The organism is Synechocystis sp. PCC 7509, assembly GCF_000332075.2.
Lineage (GTDB): Bacteria > Cyanobacteriota > Cyanobacteriia > Cyanobacteriales > Chroococcidiopsidaceae > Aliterella.
On record NZ_ALVU02000001.1, the window covers coordinates 3,225,221 to 3,243,424 of the forward strand.

20 protein-coding genes and 1 pseudogene are annotated in these 18,204 nt (G+C 41.8%); 12 read left to right on the forward strand and 9 right to left on the reverse strand.

All coding sequences use genetic code 11. From position 1 onward, the window contains the following. Window positions 1-4: 4 nt before the first annotated feature. Window positions 5-421, reverse strand: coding sequence for a heavy metal-responsive transcriptional regulator (locus SYN7509_RS0216150; RefSeq protein ID WP_009630906.1), 417 nt, complete (start codon window positions 419-421; stop codon window positions 5-7). 146 nt (window positions 422-567) lie between these two features. On the opposite strand from SYN7509_RS0216150, the gene SYN7509_RS0216155 reads away from it, so the two are divergent. The 3 genes from SYN7509_RS0216155 to SYN7509_RS0216165 are packed head-to-tail and all read left to right on the forward strand — an operon-like array spanning window position 568 to window position 2,443. Beyond that, window positions 568-1,206: a bacterial microcompartment protein gene (locus tag SYN7509_RS0216155; RefSeq protein WP_009630907.1), complete on the forward strand. Its 639-nt coding sequence runs from the start codon at window positions 568-570 to the stop codon at window positions 1,204-1,206. Between the two features lie 5 nt (window positions 1,207-1,211). Then, window positions 1,212-1,973 carry a pentapeptide repeat-containing protein gene (locus tag SYN7509_RS0216160; protein ID WP_009630908.1) on the forward strand — a complete coding sequence of 254 codons (762 nt, stop codon included), beginning with the start codon at window positions 1,212-1,214 and terminating at the stop codon, window positions 1,971-1,973. After that, a complete protein-coding gene (locus SYN7509_RS0216165; protein WP_009630909.1) occupies window positions 1,970-2,443 on the forward strand; it encodes a CRR6 family NdhI maturation factor in 474 nt (157 codons plus the stop codon). The genes SYN7509_RS0216160 and SYN7509_RS0216165 overlap by 4 nt, the downstream gene beginning before the upstream one ends. A gap of 202 nt (window positions 2,444-2,645) precedes the next feature. On the opposite strand, the gene SYN7509_RS26165 is transcribed toward SYN7509_RS0216165, so the two are convergent. The 3 genes and pseudogenes from SYN7509_RS26165 to SYN7509_RS0216180 form a co-directional block, all read right to left on the reverse strand. Continuing rightward, window positions 2,646-3,464: an ISL3 family transposase gene (locus tag SYN7509_RS26165; protein ID WP_202807241.1), complete on the reverse strand. Its 819-nt coding sequence runs from the start codon at window positions 3,462-3,464 to the stop codon at window positions 2,646-2,648. A 12-nt stretch (window positions 3,465-3,476) separates the two neighbouring features. Beyond that, a pseudogene (locus SYN7509_RS26170) lies at window positions 3,477-4,271 on the reverse strand (ISKra4 family transposase); the annotation flags it as partial. Between the two features lie 37 nt (window positions 4,272-4,308). Then, complete coding sequence (locus SYN7509_RS0216180) at window positions 4,309-4,884, reverse strand: Uma2 family endonuclease (RefSeq protein ID WP_009630603.1); 576 nt, start codon at window positions 4,882-4,884, stop codon at window positions 4,309-4,311. Window positions 4,885-4,977: 93 nt separating this feature from the next. On the opposite strand from SYN7509_RS0216180, the gene SYN7509_RS0216185 reads away from it, so the two are divergent. Next, window positions 4,978-6,063: an ABC transporter ATP-binding protein gene (locus SYN7509_RS0216185; RefSeq protein ID WP_009630601.1), complete on the forward strand. Its 1,086-nt coding sequence runs from the start codon at window positions 4,978-4,980 to the stop codon at window positions 6,061-6,063. Here the strand turns inward: SYN7509_RS0216185 and SYN7509_RS0216190 are convergent. From SYN7509_RS0216190 to lysA, 5 genes are all read right to left on the reverse strand, one after another. Beyond that, a complete protein-coding gene (locus SYN7509_RS0216190; protein WP_009630600.1) occupies window positions 6,052-6,555 on the reverse strand; it encodes a GNAT family N-acetyltransferase in 504 nt (167 codons plus the stop codon). The genes SYN7509_RS0216185 and SYN7509_RS0216190 overlap by 12 nt on opposite strands. A gap of 96 nt (window positions 6,556-6,651) precedes the next feature. Then, on the reverse strand, window positions 6,652-7,713 hold the full coding sequence (gene mtnA / locus SYN7509_RS0216195; protein WP_038021806.1) for an S-methyl-5-thioribose-1-phosphate isomerase: 1,062 nt from the start codon (window positions 7,711-7,713) through the stop codon (window positions 6,652-6,654). A gap of 145 nt (window positions 7,714-7,858) precedes the next feature. Beyond that, window positions 7,859-8,605 carry an isoprenyl transferase gene (locus SYN7509_RS0216200; RefSeq protein WP_009630598.1) on the reverse strand — a complete coding sequence of 249 codons (747 nt, stop codon included), beginning with the start codon at window positions 8,603-8,605 and terminating at the stop codon, window positions 7,859-7,861. After that, entirely contained in the window at window positions 8,602-9,522 is a 921-nt protein-coding gene (gene cdaA / locus SYN7509_RS0216205) for a diadenylate cyclase CdaA (protein WP_009630597.1), read from the reverse strand. Before cdaA ends, SYN7509_RS0216200 begins: the two co-directional genes overlap by 4 nt. A 73-nt stretch (window positions 9,523-9,595) precedes the next feature. Continuing rightward, a complete protein-coding gene (lysA, locus tag SYN7509_RS0216210) occupies window positions 9,596-10,987 on the reverse strand; it encodes a diaminopimelate decarboxylase (protein WP_009630596.1) in 1,392 nt (463 codons plus the stop codon). A 58-nt stretch (window positions 10,988-11,045) separates the two neighbouring features. Here lysA and rimI point away from each other — a divergent pair, with 58 nt between their 5' ends. From rimI to SYN7509_RS0216250, 8 genes are all read left to right on the forward strand, one after another. Beyond that, a complete protein-coding gene (rimI, locus tag SYN7509_RS0216215; RefSeq protein ID WP_009630595.1) occupies window positions 11,046-11,594 on the forward strand; it encodes a ribosomal protein S18-alanine N-acetyltransferase in 549 nt (182 codons plus the stop codon). A gap of 103 nt (window positions 11,595-11,697) precedes the next feature. Next, window positions 11,698-12,144: a Tse2 family ADP-ribosyltransferase toxin gene (locus SYN7509_RS29265; RefSeq protein ID WP_227501508.1), complete on the forward strand. Its 447-nt coding sequence runs from the start codon at window positions 11,698-11,700 to the stop codon at window positions 12,142-12,144. 29 nt (window positions 12,145-12,173) lie between these two features. Next, complete coding sequence (locus SYN7509_RS0216225; protein ID WP_009630593.1) at window positions 12,174-12,701, forward strand: hypothetical protein; 528 nt, start codon at window positions 12,174-12,176, stop codon at window positions 12,699-12,701. 430 nt (window positions 12,702-13,131) lie between these two features. Then, the gene (locus SYN7509_RS0216230; protein WP_009630592.1) at window positions 13,132-13,593 is read left to right on the forward strand and encodes a hypothetical protein; all 462 of its coding nucleotides are present in this window, start codon (window positions 13,132-13,134) and stop codon (window positions 13,591-13,593) included. Window positions 13,594-14,285: 692 nt separating this feature from the next. Then, complete coding sequence (locus SYN7509_RS0216235) at window positions 14,286-15,449, forward strand: sulfonate ABC transporter substrate-binding protein (RefSeq protein WP_084610684.1); 1,164 nt, start codon at window positions 14,286-14,288, stop codon at window positions 15,447-15,449. Window positions 15,450-15,468: 19 nt separating this feature from the next. Next, on the forward strand, window positions 15,469-16,623 hold the full coding sequence (gene ssuD / locus SYN7509_RS0216240) for an FMNH2-dependent alkanesulfonate monooxygenase (protein WP_009630590.1): 1,155 nt from the start codon (window positions 15,469-15,471) through the stop codon (window positions 16,621-16,623). Window positions 16,624-16,628: 5 nt separating this feature from the next. Then, window positions 16,629-17,399: an aliphatic sulfonate ABC transporter permease SsuC gene (ssuC, locus tag SYN7509_RS0216245; RefSeq protein WP_009630589.1), complete on the forward strand. Its 771-nt coding sequence runs from the start codon at window positions 16,629-16,631 to the stop codon at window positions 17,397-17,399. Window positions 17,400-17,409: 10 nt separating this feature from the next. Continuing rightward, on the forward strand, window positions 17,410-18,177 hold the full coding sequence (locus SYN7509_RS0216250; RefSeq protein WP_009630588.1) for an ATP-binding cassette domain-containing protein: 768 nt from the start codon (window positions 17,410-17,412) through the stop codon (window positions 18,175-18,177). The last annotated feature ends 27 nt before the right edge of the window (window positions 18,178-18,204 follow it).

The window sequence follows — 18,204 nt, forward strand, 5'->3', positions numbered from 1 at the left end:
ATAACTAATTTTTTTGAATTACTGGGCAAATTGTCCCCGCTTGCAAGGTGTTAAAGTTCTCCCAACCGGAAAGTATGCCGCCGAGTTCAGAACGCAAGGTTAGTAGTTCGTCAATTTGCTGGTCAATTTCGACAATTTTGTTTTTTAACTTTGCTTTCACATCATCGCAAGGCAGTTGTCCGCGATCGTAGACTTTGAGCAATTCACTAATTTCTTGTAGACTTAAACCCAAACTTTGACTGCGCTTAATAAACGCAAGTCTTGCTAAAACGCTCTCATCAAACTGCCTAAAACCGCCGCCCGTGCGATCGCCTGATTCAATTAATCCCAAGCTTTCGTAGTAGCGAATTGTCCTAATCGGGACATTGCTTAAAGCCGTCACCTGACCAATTAACAGTAATTTCGCATTTTGAGTCAACATAGATAATTCAACTCAATAGTTGTCTATTTTTAGTCTAACAGGTACGCCAAAACCCTAGCTAAATATGCCTAAAAGCTCCTATAGACTGTTATTCTGCAATAGGTGAGGCAGTATACATATTTGCCATATTTACGGGGAGCATAATTTTGGGCATAGAGTTACGCAGTTATGTATTTCTAGACAACTTACAGCCTCAACACGCGGCTTACTTGGGAACTATAGCACTAGGGTTTTTACCTTTACCGGGAGATACATCGCTGTGGATAGAAATTTCCCCAGGAATTGAAATCAATCGGATTACAGACATCGCCCTCAAATCTACTGGGGTGCGTCCTGGAGTGCAAATTGTCGAGAGATTATATGGACTATTAGAAGTTCATTCTAGCCGCCAAAGTGAGACACAGGAAGCCGGGAGAGCAATTTTAGAAGCCCTAGGAGTCCGAAAAGAAGAAGGACTTAAGCCGCGCGTAATTTCCAGTCAAATTATCCGCAATTTAGATCCTCACCATACTCAACTTATCAACCGCACCCGGCGGGGACAAATGATTTTAGCAGGGCAAACCCTTTATGTATTAGAAGTTCAACCCGCCGCTTATGCTGCTTTGGCAGCAAATGAAGCCGAGAAAGCAGCGTTAATTAACATTCTTGATGTTCTTGCCGTTGGTAGCTTTGGCAGACTTTATTTAGGTGGGCAAGAACAGGATATATTAGCAGGTTCTAGGGCGGCGCTGGCAGCAATTGAGAACGTAAACGGGCGAGAACAGCCTTATGCTGGCGCGGAGTAAAAAATATGGCAAATTTAGACCATCTTGCCTTATTAAAGTCGGGTGCAGTGAGATGGACAAAGTGGAGAGAAGATAGTCCGGAAATATCACCAGACTTGAGTTATGCCGATTTGACAGGAATCAATTTGAGAGGTAGAAACCTAAGTAATGTTAATTTAGCAAATAGCAATCTTAGCAACGCAATTTTGATTGCAGCTAACTGTGAGACTGCTAATTTTACTCTTGCCAATCTTTCCCATTCTCTTTTAATGAAAGCTAATTTAAGTAATGCTAACCTCAGTATTGCTAACCTTCAAGATGCAAATTTAAAAGGGGCTTTTTTAGGGGCGGCTAATTTAATTGGGGCGGACTTGCAAGGCGCTAATTTAAGCAATGCCGATCTTGAGAACGTTAATTTAATTGGTGCAAACTTACAAAACGCAAATCTTAAAAGCGCTAATTTAAGTGAAGCAAAACTGATTCGTGCTAACTTAAACGAGGCTAATTTAACTGAAGCTCATCTAAATTACGCCGATTTGAGTCATGCTAACCTTGGGAGCGCTTCATTAGTTGGCGCGATATTGTACAAAGCCGAACTCCGTCAAGCTAATTTGAACGATGCTTATTTACACAAGGCTTATTTATTTGATGCAAACTTGAGCCAAGCTAGACTAATAAATGCTGACTTGCGTTGGGCTAATCTTCGAGGTGCAAATCTTCGAGGTGCTAACCTTACCGGGGCAAATTTTCGAGGTGCTATCCAAAATATAATTAGTGAGGAAATATGACAATTGCGATCGCACTCAATTCTGAAATTATCAACTCTTTGGATCTTGCGCCCGTACAAACAGTAATTGATAACTTGCTGACAACAGGAGTCATCGCCGCCTATGAACAGCAACTAAGCTTTACTATAGACTATCCACAAGAACCTGAAGATCCGCGCGAATTGCCAGAAATTCCCGAAATCCGGCTATGGTTTATTCGTTTAGATTCCCGTTATCCTTGGCTACCATTTTTGCTTGACTGGAAAGCCGGAGAACTAGCACGTTATACAGCGATGCTTGTACCCCATCAATTTAGCGCTTCTGAAGGATTGCAATTTAACCCTGAAGCTTTAGAAATATTTTTAATGCACAAACTTTTTGTTTTGGGCGACTGGCTACCCCAATATAGTATCAATAGTCCATCTCGGCTAAAGTCAATGGCGCAAATGCTAGGTTATGACTTGGAAGACGAACTATTTGCCATGTTTTAGTAAGTATTGCATTGTCACTAACATCTCGCTTGTTATCAAATTAATAATAGTTTCATTTTCTAATTGAGCTTTTCCGTATCTTGAGATGAAGAGTATTTGTGTATACACTCAACCACGATTACAGCGTTGCTAAAGTATGAAATATAAATTCCTGATGACTGACAACAAGGTTCTTCAGTAATTGTTATGCCAAACTAATAAATTAAGTCCAGTTCAGCAAACATCTAATCCTGAAGTTATCAAAATTTCTGAATTCATATCCACAGCGTTTAATAAGTTTAAGTTTGTTATTAATTCCTTCTACAGTACCGCTTGTTGTTCCATTATCAAAGTAAGCGATTATTTCATCAAACCAGCCAATAAAAGTATTGTGGCTGCGAAGAAAGTATTTTTTAGCTCTAGATAACCACATTCCTATTTTAAAAACTCCTGTATACCAATCATCAGTTTTATTAAATATTTTTCTGATTTTTTCTTTTAATTCGTGCATTTCTTTCAAGCTCGGAGATACTTCTTTAACTTCTATGAGCTTTAACAACTGTGAATCTGTGAGATTATCTTCGTTCTTAAGCAAAGAATATTTGCTATTTTTTAAGCCGGATAAAATAATTTCATACTTAGCTTTCTCTTCTGCTGCTTTAGTCTTATTAATTAATTCTTCAACATTTCTTCTTTCTCTTTTTCTTTGCGTATCTAGTTCTTTATTGATTTGCGTCATAACATGGAATCTATCTGCAACTACTTGAGCATCTGGCATTAATTCTACCACTAGCTTTTTATATCCAAGCCATAAATCAATACTTACTTCTTCTACTTGCTCTAAAAGTTTAATTCCCCATCCAATCAGGGTTTCCTTGATTATTTCTTGTGTTCTTCCCTTGAGAATAGCCAGGAGTTTAGATGTATCTAAATCTACTAGCACTGCACAGTAATGACCTTTAACTTTAACTAGAGCAATTTTGTCAATTCCAAGTCTTTTTAAGTTGGATGGTTTTGAATCACATAGTTCTGATGGGAGCATCCCAGTTTTAATTTAGCGAGCAAAGATTAATCTATTAAGATAGGCACAGCGATGAGCTAAGACTTGAGAAACGTTATGAGCTTTCCATTGTGCGCCAGAAATTTTGGTTCGACGATCAATCTGTTTAACAGTAGACTCAATAGCACCAGAACCAATGGAACAAATTTGTTCAGCTTGATAATATTGGTAATTGACAATCCGGTGTCGATGTTTCTCAAGATAACCACAGAAATTAAGAGCTTGTTTGAGATTACAGTCGGCAAACAGTGCGATAGCATCATCAACTTTTCCTTGCCACAGTAAAGTTTTTACTTGATGGAGCCGTTGATTTGAAACACCAACTTTGTGTAGATTTTCCATCAGATGAAACCAATCAAGTACCTCGCGGCGCTGGTGTTCGGGTGCAAAATCACGGACAATATTCCAAATACCGTCATGACCATCGCCAATGCAAGTGACGATGGGAGCCAGTGCTTGGCTTTTGAGCCAATTAATCATCAGGCTATTTTCTTGAAATGAGGCAGCAATCGCCGATTTTTGATGTAAGCAGGTAGCTCTATAACCCTTCCAATCACAAGCTTGTCCTTGTGGTGTACGAAGGCGGATATTGCCCCCATCTACACTCAATTCTTCAACAGTTGATTCTACTTATGGCAATTCAAATTTTTGACGATGCACCAGTCTTTGCTGTACGCTTTTTGATACTTTTATTCCAGTTAAATATTCAATATCTTCTGCCGCACGTTGATAGGACACTGACGCACTGATTGCCCAACAACAAGCTGATAAATAGGAACTCAATTGGTCAAAGGCGGTACTGTGTCGTACAGGAATAAGTGAAGTTTTAAAGCAAAGATTTCAGAGGTAGAGTAAAGCCCGGTACAACATCTTCACCACTCAAAACGGCTGTAGCTGGGTATTGTGTAATAGATAACTCACTACGATAAACAAAGGCTTGCTGATTTTGAGGATCTATTAACCAACCAAGTTTGACACCATTAGCAATGTATTCTTGCATTTTGGCTTGAAGCTGAGATAAGCTATCGGTTTTGGAACGAATTTCAATAGCTAAATCGGGAGCTAAGTCTAAAAATCGATCTTCTCTTTGATGCCAATCTTGAGGTAAACGATCTTTAGCAACAAAAGCAGCATCAGGCGATCGCACTGCACTATTTGCTAATCTAAAACCGCCACTAGAACTAAAAACGTCGCCTAAATTGTGACTTTCTACCCAAGCTATCAGATAGCCTATTGCTTTAGCTTCTCTGTTACTAGAAATTCCACCAGTTGGGGGCATAGTTACAAGTGTACCATCGGCATTACGCTCAAATTGTAGTTCTGGATTTGCAGAGCTTATCCGCATCAGTTCGTCATCGGTAATAACAGATACTGGCTGTAATTTTACTTGTGCAGTGTTCACGGGCAATGCTGTAGTGAAGACATCTTTAATTGTATATCTGTCTGCTATGTTGGGTTTAATTGCGCGATCGCAACAAATTCAGGATATTTTCTCATGGCAAATGTGCGACTAGAAGGAATTAAACGCAGATTTAACAACGTTACAGCGATTGAAGATATTACATTTACTGTTCCTGATGGGCAATTTTGGGTATTAGTTGGGCCATCGGGTTGCGGGAAGTCTACAGTATTAAGAACGATCGCGGGTTTAGAATCGGCGACAGAGGGAAACTTATATATTGGCGATACTTTAGTTAATAATATTCCTGCCAGAGCGCGAGATGTAGCAATGGTTTTTCAAAACTATGCACTGTATCCGCACATGACGGTAGCCGAAAATATTGGCTTTGGTTTGCAAATGCGAAAAGCCGATCCTAAAACCATTCGAGAAAGAGTATCTGTAGTAGCAAAAAGTCTGGCTTTAGAACACTTGCTAGAACGCAAACCTAAACAGCTTTCGGGGGGACAACAACAAAGAGTAGCATTAGGGAGAGCGATCGCCCGTCAACCCCAAGTATTTTTATTAGATGAACCCTTATCTAACTTAGATGCACAGTTAAGAGACGATACAAGGGTTGAACTCAAGCAATTGCACCAACAGTTAGGGATTACAACTATTTATGTGACTCACGATCAAACCGAAGCCATGACATTGGGCGATCGCATTGTGGTACTAAATAACGGTAAAATTCAGCAAATTGGCGCACCGCAAAGCATTTATGCTAAACCTGCTAATCGCATGGTGGCGACGTTTTTAGGCAATCCACCCATGAATATTATTCCCGCAATCTATACAAATAATAGTTTTAAAGTTGGGAATCAATTTTTAGTTTGTCCTGCAAGTGTTAGAGAGAAATTACACCCTGTTGAGGGACAGAGTTTTGATTTGGGGATTCGTCCAGAAAATATATATATCGATAAAACACCTCTAACAAATACAACCTCTTTACAAGTTGAAGTTAAAGTAATTGAACCTTTGGGGAGAGAAACCTTAATTCGCGGGGAAATAGCAGGAGTACAGATAAACGTTCAAGGGGGTAAAGATGTGGCTTCGCATCCGGGAGAAGTTTTAGCTTTAGCCTTAGATTTAGACCAATTATTTATATTTGAGCCAACAACGGGTAATACTTTATACCCCTAAAAAAGCTGGTGGATAAACAACTTTTCCCTTTTGATCTCGATAATTATTTAGAGTTTTAACCATAAAAAAATCTTCCGGTACGGGAAAAGGAGACTCGATCTGATAGCAAACAGAAGGTTTAAAGCCAAAACGGTTGTAAAACTGAGGATTTCCCAAAGCGATCGCACTAGATTCCCCCATTGTATCGGCTCTTATTAATCCTGCTCGTACCAAAGCGCTACCGATACCTTGTTTTTGAAACTGTGACTTCACAGCTAGAGGTGCTAAACCCAAAACTTTACAAGTCACATCATCTACTAAATCTATATAGCTAAATAAAATGTGACCGACAATAACGCCGTCAACTTCAGCCACTAGGGAAAGATTGGGGATATAGCGAGTACTCTTGCGAATTTCCTGTACTAGCCTTGCTTCATTATCTTGCCCAAAGGCCTGCAAAATTACGTCAGAAATCTCTTGATAATCTGCTAGTTGTTCGGCGCGAATGAGCATCTTATAGAGACTCCTTGCATTAATTGTAAACGTGTAGGGGCGCAATGCATTGCGCCCCTACAACAACAAAATGTTTATAAATTATATGCGATCGCTCTAAGCCAATTGTTTTTCATGTAATTGTGCGTGTAACTGATTGGGAACAAAAGCACCGTGTTCGGTAATAATGGCGGTAATTAAGTCCGCAGGAGTAACATCAAAAGCAGGATTGTAGAAGTCTGCGCCATCAGGAGTAATAATTGTTTCGCCGATTTGATAAATTTCTACTGGATCTCTTTCTTCAATAGGAATTTCGCTACCTGTAGCCAATTGAAAATCAATGGTAGAAAGCGGTGCAGCTACAAAAAAGGGTACGTTGTGAGCTTTGGCAATTAAAGCCAGACTGTAAGTACCGATTTTATTTGCGGTGTCTCCATTTGCTGCAATCCGGTCTGCGCCTACAACTACCGCATCAATCATTTTACGCTGCATACAGTGCGCTGCCATGCCATCAGTGATTACAGTTACGGGTATACCCTCAGTTACGCACTCCCAAGCGGTGAGTTTTGCACCCTGGAGGCGGGGACGGGTTTCGTCGGCGTAGAGTCTGGTCAAACGTCCTTCCCGCCAAGCGGAACGCACTACACCTAGGGCTGTACCGTAGCCAGCCGTTGCTAAAGCTCCAGCATTACAGTGAGTCAGCAAGTTTAGTTTATCAGGATTGGTGGGTAAAGCTGCTAAACCATAGTCGCCGATCGCATGACAAGTCTGCAAATCTTCAGAATTTATGCTCTGCGCGGTTTTGAGGAGAATTTCTTTAATTTGGTCAACATTACCAATGCTTTCGTAGGCGGTGCGTAGCATTCGCGCGATCGCCCAAAATAAGTTTACCGCCGTTGGACGAGTAGAACGCAATAATTTTGCTACTTCTTCTAAGTGGGTAAAAAAGCGCTCTCTATTTTGGGTATCAATTTCCCTTGCGCCCAAATACATCCCATAAGCCGCCGCTACCCCAATTGCTGGCGCACCGCGCACAATCATAGTTTTAATTGCTTGCGCCATATCATCGCAGCGATGAATTTCTACTAGAGAGTATTCGTTAGGTAAACGAGTTTGATCGATTAGCCATACCGCGTTTTCAGACCAAATAACCGGATAAACTTGTGTATTTTGAGGCATCATAAATTTATTTGTAATGTGCTTAGTGGCATGAACGCTCATACAGGGCAACAACAATTGACTATTTTGTTCTTTAAGATTACCTCCAGTACGTCACTTTTGCGATGTCAATATCGTTCTGGATAAAGTCTATTGAGCTACAAAATTAAACTTTACCAAAACGGCGATCGCGTCCTTGATAATTAGCTAAAGCTTTGTGAAACTCTGTTCGGTTAAAATCGGGCCACAATGTATCAGTGACATAGATTTCTGAATACGCCATTTGCCAAAGTAAAAAATTACTAATCCGCATTTCACCACTGGTACGAATGACTAAATCTGGGTCGCTTCTTCCCGCCGTGTAGAGGTGACTTGAAAACAATGCCTCATCTATATCTTGGGGGGCAATTTTACCTTGTTGGACTAAATGGGCGATCGCTTTTGTGGCATCAATAATTTCTTGTCTACCGCCGTAATTAGTCGCCACCGTAAATTGAATATCTTGATTGTGCTGAGTTTCGCTCATCGAACGTTCAATTTCCGCTTGCAGGGAGTGCGGCAAACCGTCTAATTTGCCCACAAAGTGGATTTGAACGTTTTCCTGCATCATCCCCCGCAGTTCTTGACGCAGCACCCTTTGAAACAAGGTCATTAAAAAATCGACTTCCTCTAACGGTCTACTCCAATTTTCCGTTGAAAAAGCATAAGCCGTCAGTGCTTTGATGCCCCAATCTTTACAACAACGCAATAAGTCTTTGAGAGTATCTACGCCCTTTTTATGCCCCATAATGCGCGGTAAACCTTGATTTTTAGCCCATCTACCATTTCCATCCATAATTACCGCTACGTGCTTGGGCAAACGTTCTAGCGTTAGGTCTGGGGGCAATTGTTGCAGTACACTTGGGGGTTTCATTTTTTCTTTCGAGACGATGATAGTAGACCGAGTAAACGTGAAATTAGAAGTTGCCCTCTAGTTTTGATTTGATGCCCCAAACTTCGTAGACTAGGAGCTACAGCTTCTCGTTCCACTACGGGCGAAAATCTCGCCTCCAACAGTTCTTTTAGTTTACTGCTGGTCAGGGGTCTATTTAGTATTCCCCGTTCTGCTAAAGATATTGAACCTGTTTCCTCTGATACTACGACACAAATACAATTTTCTACTCGCTCAGTAATGCCCATCGCCGCCCGGTGACGAGTTCCTAGCTGACGGGAGGCGGTACGTTCGCTAAGGGGCAATATTACCCCCGATGCCATAATTCTTGAACCGCGAATTAAGGTTGCACCGTCGTGTAATAAAGTTTTTGGCTGGAAAATTGTTTGCAAAAGCTCCTTAGAAATTTCGGCGTTTAGCTTTACTCCGGGGACAGAAAAATAGCGATCGTCTAGGGGGCTATCGGTTTCTAAAATCAGTAAAGCGCCGATGCGATTTTGGGATAGTTCTTTAACCGCATCAACAATTTCATCAACTACACTATCGGGTTTAGAAGTGGTGCTAGTCGCTGGTTGCAACAACTGTTTAAATTCTCCCCGTCCTAATTGTTCCAAAAATCGCCGAAACTCTAACTGAAACACTACCGCCATTGCTACCGCCGAACCTACTACCAATTTTTCTAAGACAAAATTTAATAGTTGCAGGCGCAAATAAGCGCTCAGAGCGGAGGCGAGAATTAAAATAATAAATCCCCGTACCATCCACAAAGTTCGACGTTCGCCGACAATTACCAGCACCATATAGGTGAGCGCTAACACCAAGCCCAAATCGAGAGTTTGAAGCAACAAAGGCTGCACCCAGCCTAAGTTTGTCAGCCATTGCTTCCACAAATCTCTCATTAGTTGCAACTTTACCTTTGTTGTAAAAATCCGTTGGTGTTCCAGGGAGTATTTTTACTAATCCCTCTACTTATTATTGACTGCTCAGTCGTTCTGGTAGTCGGTCAAAACGAATTAAATCTTGATAAGTTTCGCGCTGCAAAATTAGATTTGCTTCGCCATTACTAACCAATACTGCCGCCGGACGAGGCAAGCGGTTGTAGTTAGATGCCATGCTGTAATTGTAAGCACCTGTTGCCATGACCGCGAGAATATCTCCAGGATTGGTAGGAGGTAAAGTTGCGTTTTTAATTAAAATATCACCAGATTCGCAGTGTTTTCCAGCTACCGTAACCGTCTGAGTTAGCGGTGCAGACATTTTGTTAGCGATCGCAGCGCGATAAACGGATTGATAAGTAATAGGGCGAGGATTATCAGACATACCTCCATCTACAGCGATATAAGTGCGGATTTCGGGAATTACTTTCGATGAGCCGATAGTATAAGCTGTAATGCAAGCAGAACCAACCAGACTACGCCCTGGTTCGCATAATAATTTAGGTAAAGGTAAGTTTTCGGTTGTGCAGGCATTTTTTACGGCGTGACAAATAGTTTGTACCCATTCGTCAATACTAGGGGGATCGTCAGATTCGGTGTAACGTATACCTAAACCGCCGCCAACGTTTAATTCACTAATTTTTAGTCCATACTCCGCCGCTTTTTTAATCCACTGCACCATCACCCCGCCTAAATCTTGGTGTGGTTGACGTTCAAAAATTTGCGAACCGATATGAGCGTGGAGTCCGATACAATTTAAGCATTCTTGCTGACTGACAAAAGCAAATACTTCATCTAATTGATTGGGATCGAAACCAAATTTGCTGTCTAAGTGTCCTGTGCGGATGTATTCGTGAGTATGGCACTCAATACCGGGAGTTAGCCGCAGCATAATCCGGGTAGAATCGCCTATTGCTACTAAATTGTGCAATTCTTGCCAATTATCTACGACGATCGCACAACCTGATGAGATCGCTTCCTTTAATTCTTGCACCGATTTATTATTGCCATGCAAGTAAAGTTTATCAGGGGTAACTCCGGCTTTTAATGCGGTATAGAGTTCGCCCCCCGATACTATATCAATGCCCAAACCTTCGGAAAATGCGATCGCGCATACCGCCAAACAACTCCAAGCTTTAGAAGCGTAAAGTACCTGTGATTCCCCCGGATAATAACGCTGCATAGCTTCTCGATACTGACGGCAAGCAGTGCGGAGAGTTTCTTCGTCTAAAATATATAGTGGTGAACCAAATTGTTTTACGAGGCTAGGAACATCGCAACCGCCGATTTCTAGAGCATCATGCTCGTTAACTTTGGCGGTAATGGGTAATAATTCTTGGTTAGGGGAAGTTACTAGAGTATTATTTGCATTGGGTAAATAACCAGTGCCAGAATTTTCGCTTTCTACCGGGTGAAACGTAGATACCATAATTTCAGAAGTCAGTTGTTAATTTCTAGTGTACTAAGCGCTCGTACCAATAACTCGTGTGAATTTATTAGAACTTAAACCAATTACAACTCAAATGCTTAAAGCCGTAGTAGAACTAGACGGGCTATGCTTTGGCGGTTTGTGGACATTTGAAGGCTACGAGCGAGAGATAGACAGCACCAACGCCGATTTGCTGGGTTTATCCCTTCCTGGTAATCCGCCTTTATTAGTAGGAATGGGCTGTTTGTGGTCAATTGTCGATGAAGCTCATATTACAATTTTGGCAGTGCATCCCCGCTACCAAAGTCAAGGTTTCGGGCAATTTATCTTATTAGCATTACTTACTTCTGCTCAGAGACGAGGATTAGAAAGAGCTAGTTTAGAAGTACGTACTTCTAATAAATGTGCGATCGCACTCTATCAAAAATTTGGGTTTAAAACGGCAGGAATTAGGAAGCGATACTACTCAGACACCGGGGAAGATGCCTTAATTTTGTGGCGCGGTGGCTTACAAGACGCGGAATTTATTCAGAATTTAACTTCTTGGCGGCAAAACGTGCGATCGCGCATTGTTACAACTACAGGCTACCAATTAAAAGTGCATTAGCGGAAAAATTGGGGTGTGGCTTTGCCTCCCCCAATGTTTTCCAAGAGAGTGGCAGCTTGTTAAGAAATAGGCGATTCCAACAAGTGACTCGATTAAGGAATAGGTGATAGAAAAACTTTATTATCGTGGCATGGCAGAGCAGAATGGTAAACCCAAAATAGGTCGTAGCGCCAGACTGTTAGGAGTTAGACCTAATATCGATATAAATATTGAGCAAATACCAATAGGTTATGTGGATGAGCAAGGATATTTGTTGCCATTCCAGCGCAAATTTAGTGACGAGCTTATAATTGTTGCAATTAGAGACACAAAAGGAATGTCTGTTTCTCTGTCAATCGAAGGTTTACCCACCTTTCGCAAACCTATTAGATTTGGCGGAACTGGTAAAGACGCTTTATGGCGAATTAACAACAGCATTATCGCTGGAGATTTACAAGCCGTCCAAGATAGCCCGACCCACGTTAGCATCTTGCCAAGAGTTACAATGTCTCTAGAAAAGTACGAATTGGCATTAGCAAGTACCCAAAAATATTGGGAAAGAATTGATTAGTAAAATCCAAAAAATAGGGGGCTATAAAAATGGCTTGGATATTTAGTTTGTCCGCAGAATGTGGTGCTGAGGAAAGCAGCGCCCATAAATTTGCTCGACACTTTGAGGGAATATCATGGTTACTCTCAAATAATCATCACTGCCAATGTCACACAGACATTTTCCAAGATATAGAGAAAAACTGGTGGTGTCGGGTTTCGCCAAGCAATCTTAGTGAAGTAGGAATAGATAGCCCTGGAAGTGCTTATTTGATGACAGAGCTAGGTATTTTACTCTATCAGTCTCTAAGGTTTGCACCCCAATTTCGTTATGCTTTAGTTGGTGTTGAAGTCGATGAATTTAGAACTTATAGCGAGCTTATTGAAGAATTACATAGTTTATCTATTCCAGGATTAGTTTTGGCAAAAAGCCTTAAGCAAGAACTGGAAATACCGCCAATGTTTCGAGCCTTTAGCTCTAATTATGTGTGGCAGCCCTACGAGGGAGAAATCTACAATCCGCTAATGGCATCGCCAAACTTAAAAAGTAAACTTGATGAATTGTTAGCTGCAAGTTGAGTTAAAACTCTTAAGAGCGACAATTACAAAATAAATGCGATCGCCCTCTATCAAAAATTTGGGTTTAAAACGGCAGGAATCAGAAAAAAATACTACTCAGATACCGGGGAAGATGCCTTAATTTTGTGGCGTGGCGGCTTGCAAGAAGCTGAGTTTATTGAGAAATTAAAGATGTGGCGGCAAAACGTGCGATCGCGCATTGTTATAAATACAGGCTACCAGTTACAAGTGCATTAGTTGCAGCTTGCGATCGTATTTATATATTCAAATAATGCTGGAAAATTTTAATATAATAATATAGTTAGAGTACTGGATTTTCGTTATAAAATAGTTTCTTATACTTAAATTCTGGTAAACCTCAGATAATAAGATTCATATTGTTTTGATCTAATTTTTGCTATTTACTTCTCTTAATCCACCAAGTGAAATAATGAACTTTTCCCGTTTGGCGTACATCAAAAATATTAATGACGATACAGATTGGGCGTATAAAGAATATCCAGTTTGTTCTTACTTCCCTCTAAATTTTAAGAGAGGCGATGGCATAAAGGCTCATGTCTCAAACTTGCCGAAAGGATCTCTGATTATTCTTTCTCAAAAACCTCCGAGCCAAAGTAAGCGATATCTTACTCATGTTGTCGAACCCTGCAATGAACATCATGAAGATAAACCCCAGTGGGATTTGGGGTCGTGGGGCATAGTTCGCTGGGTAAAAGTTTGTTGGGTTGCAGATTTTAGTAATATTGATACAATGCCTGCCGACCAAGATGTTATGCAAGCTGAATGGGGCTGGTTTGATACAAAAGCAAAGTTATTAACGAGTCCCAATTTGATGAACAAGTGGGATAATATTGATAACTTGAGAGCGCATTTACAAAAGATATTTGTCTGAGCCGACGCACTCTAACAACCGCAATGCACCGGAACTTTGAAATATACTGGTTTCTGTCAAGAGTTATCTGTGTTCGGTGATTACGAATATTATTTTAACTTGATTTAATCGAGTGGAGTTTGTAAGCGATCGCACTTTAAACTATTAACTTAAATTTCAGACTCCCATCAATCGCTTTACTTGGATTCGTTGTCAAATAGCCCCGCAGCGATCGCTTGATGCTAGCGTTCAATTGTCCATTTGTAGGTAGTAATGGTCATAGAAATATTAGCCTAAAAACGCCTAGATGTCTGTAATTATGGCTTATTCGTGATTTTTGTTGCTCTAAAGTGCGATCGCACTCTATCAAAAATTTGGCTTTAAAACGGCGGGAATTAGAAAGCGATACTACTCAGACACCAGGGAAGATGCCTTAATTTTGTGGCGTGGAGGCGTGCAAGAAGTTGAATTTATCCAGGAATTGAGAACTTGGCGGCAAAACGTGCGATCGCGCATTGTCACCACTACAGGCTACCAATTAAAAGTTCATTAATTCTAGCAATCCCTTGTTTAGGAATAATCTACAGTATACCGATAGGAATATTGTAGATTATTTTTGTATGCAGCCTTGATTTATTGATTTAATCTATGCCATACTCCTTAATTAAGTTAACTACGGCAAGTCGAGCGGTTTACCGTAGATTAAAAAAATAATGCCGTCTCCATTGTTTATTAGCTTTGGAATTGCCTTCTTTTTGAGGAATCCTAATTTGTTAAGTAGATACCACTGGTTATTAGATAGCTTGAGCCACTACAAGTATTGGTTTAAGCAGCAATGCGCCAAAACCGTTGAGGGAAGACAAGTTCAAACCGCGCCTTGCTTGCGTAATCCTAAGTTTTTGCTATTTACTACAAGTCTATGTTTGAGTTTAGTAGTATCTGCGTGTACGCCTACGGATTCACAATCATTGCAAAGCGATCGCCCAGTTACCAATACCAGTTCTAATCAAAGTGCTGAAAACAAAACAATTCGGATTGGCTATCAAAAGTACGGTACGCTCAACATTCTCAAAGCTCAAGGAAGTTTAGAGCAACGATTGAAACCGCAAGGAATTGCCGTGCAATGGGTGCAATTTCCCGCCGGGCCACAATTGTTAGAAGCCTTGAACGCCGGAAGTATTGACTACGGGCATACAGGAGAAGCGCCACCAATTTTTGCTCAAGCGGCAGGCGCACCTTTGGTATATATTGCTCACGAGCCGCCCAACCCCAAGGGAGAAGCAATTTTAGTTGCTAAAGATTCCCCAATTCAAAACGTAGCTAGTTTGAAGGGCAAAAAAGTTGCTTTAAATAAAGCTTCAAATGTGCATTTCTTTTTAGTTCAGGCACTAGCAGCAGCCGGGTTGAAGTATAGCGATATTAAACCAGTGTTTCTGCCACCAGCCGAGGCACGGGCGGCTTTTGAGCAGGGAAGCGTTGATGCTTGGGCAATTTGGGATCCGTTTTTTACCGCCGCCCAACGGGCGACAGGAGCGCGAGTATTGACCAATGCCGAGAATTTGGCAGCAAATCGGGAGTTTTATTTAGCGGCTAAACCTTTTGCAGACAAGCATGGAAGTCGCATCAAAGTAATTTTAGAAGAAACCCAAAAAGTAGACGATTGGGCGAAAGCTAATCCCACCGAAGTAGCAAAGTTGTTGTCGCCGCAGTTGGGAATTGATGTACCGACTTTAATCGAAGTATCTCAGCGTCGCCCTTATGGAGTCCAACCAATGCAGCCGGAAGTTGTGGCTTATCAGCAACAAGTAGCAGATACATTTTTTAAATTAGGGCTGCTACCCAAAAAATTAGAAGTAAAACAAGTGGCGCAACAGTAGATTTTAAGGAAGACGATAAATGCAACTACTTTGGTTTATTCCCACTCATGGCGATGGTCGTTATCTTGGCACAGCAAGCGGGGGACGGGCAACGAATTTCCCTTATCTGCGGCAGATTGCCCAAGCGGTAGACGATCTTGGCTATACGGGGGCTTTGTTACCTACGGGGCGTTCTTGCGAAGATGCTTGGGTGGTAGCTTCAACCCTTGCTGCGGTGACGCAAAAAATGAAGTTTTTAGTAGCGATTCGTCCTGGTTTAATGTCGCCAGGAGTAGCGGCGCGAATGGCAGCAACTTTCGATCGCTTATCTAACGGCCGCTTGTTAATAAACGTTGTTACAGGGGGCGATCCGGTGGAATTGGCAGGAGATGGCGTACATCTAAGTCATGCAAGCCGCTACGAGTTGACAGAGGAATTTTTAACCGTATGGAGAGCGATCGCCTCTGGGGAAGAAACTAATTTTAAAGGTGAATATTTCGATATTCAAGGCGGTAAACTGATGTTTCCATCGGTGCAAACACCTTATCCGCCGTTGTGGTTTGGGGGATCTAGTGCGATCGCTCAAAAAATTGCCGCCAAGCACGTTGATGTTTACCTTACTTGGGGCGAACCACCGCAGCAAGTAGCAGAAAAAATCGCCACTCTACGCAGATTAGCCGCCGCCGAAGGACGTACTTTAAAGTTTGGCATTCGCTTACACGTTATTGTCCGCGAGACGCAAAGCGAAGCTTGGGAAGCTGCCGAAAAGCTGATTAGTTATGTAGATGAAGAAGCAATTTCTGCGGCTCAAAAAGTCTACGCTCGGTTGGATTCTGAAGGACAAAAGCGGATGACGCAGTTGCATAATGGCAGCCGAGAAGCCTTAGAAATTAGTCCTAATCTTTGGGCGGGAGTTGGTTTAGTACGTGGCGGTGCGGGAACAGCGTTAGTTGGAGATCCTGAAACTGTGGCGGCGCGGATGTTGGAATACGCAGACTTAGGAATTGATACTTTTATTCTTTCTGGCTATCCCCACTTAGAAGAAGCTTATCGCGTCGCCGAGCTATTGTTTCCACATTTGCCTTTACAAAGTCTGCCAGTAATAAATCAGCAAGTAATGCTCAGTCCTTTTGGTGAGATTGTCGCCAATCAAAGTTTCCCCAAATCAAAAACGCCTCAATTAACAGTGGATTAAGTGTTATGCAAAAAAAATGGCTCAAGCAAGCTATACCTTGGATAGTACCAATATTGCTAGTTATGCTTTGGCAGTTACTATCCCAGTTTGGTTGGCTGCAAGCGCGAGTTTTACCAGCACCAACGGCAGTAATTCAAGCGGCGATCGCTCTAGCAAGTTCTGGCGAACTACTGCGTCATATTATTACAAGTTCCACCCGCGCTATTGTCGGTTTGCTAATTGGCGGTGGAATTGGGTTTATTTTAGGATTGCTCAATGGCGTTTTCCCTGTAGCAGAGAAGCTATTAGATAGCTCAATGCAAATGCTGCGAAATATTCCACATTTAGCGATGATTCCTTTAATAATTGTTTGGTTTGGGATTGGGGAAGAAGCCAAAATTTTCTTAGTGGCGATCGGGGTAATGTTTCCCATCTATTTGAATACCTATCATGGCATCCATACCGTTGATAAAGGATTGCTAGAAATGGGCAAAGTCTACGGACTCAAGCCTTGGGAACAATTCTGGCAAATTATTTTACCTGGAGCTATGCCTTCAATTTTAATTGGCTTGCGTTACGCCCTAGGGATTATGTGGCTGACTTTAATTGTCGCTGAAACGATCGCGGCAGATTCTGGGATTGGCTACATGGCAATGAATGCACGCGAATTTATGCAAACAGATGTAATAGTTTTCAGCATTTTAGTTTATGCCTTACTAGGCAAACTTGCCGATACCAGCGCAAAAGTGCTGGAAGAAAAGTTGCTTGGGTGGCATCCGAGTTATCAAATAGCCTAGGTAAAAAGGAATGAAACCAGAAATTAGAGGCGCAGACTTGAAAGTACGAGGTTTAAGTAAAACCTTTGGCAAACAGCAAGTTTTACACAATTTAGATTTAGAGATTTCACCCGGCGAATTTGTCGCTGTGGTTGGTCGTAGCGGTTGCGGTAAAAGTACCTTACTGCGTTTATTGGCAGGCTTAGAGCCTCCCACTACGGGAAGTATTTTAATTGATGGCGAACCTCTAAAGCAAATTAACTACTCGGCGCGGGTGATGTTTCAAGATGCGCGCTTGCTAATGTGGCGACGGGTACTTGAAAATGTGGGGCTGGGTTTGCGTCACAACTGGCAACCAAAGGCACAATGGGCGCTAGAACAAGTTGGGTTAGGCGATCGCGCTCAAGAATGGCCCGCAGTCCTTTCCGGGGGACAGCGCCAACGAGTAGCCTTAGCAAGAGCTTTAGTTAGTCAACCGCGTTTGCTATTACTTGACGAACCATTAGGGGCGCTGGATGCTTTAACGCGGATTGAAATGCAACGGCTAATTTCTAGTCTTTGGCAAGAGCAAAAATTTACCGCCCTGCTAATTACTCACGATGTAGAGGAAGCTGTAGCCCTAGCAGATCGAGTCATTCTGATTGAATCGGGAAAAGTCGCAATGGATCTAGAAATTACTCTTTCTCGTCCACGTCATCGCGGCGACGCTGCCTCGGCTGCCATTGTAGAACACATTTTAGAGCGGGTTTTAAATCCCGGCGCTAATACCAAAACAAATTTACTTACAAGGAGTTTTTAAGATGACAAATATTTTATCTTAAATAAC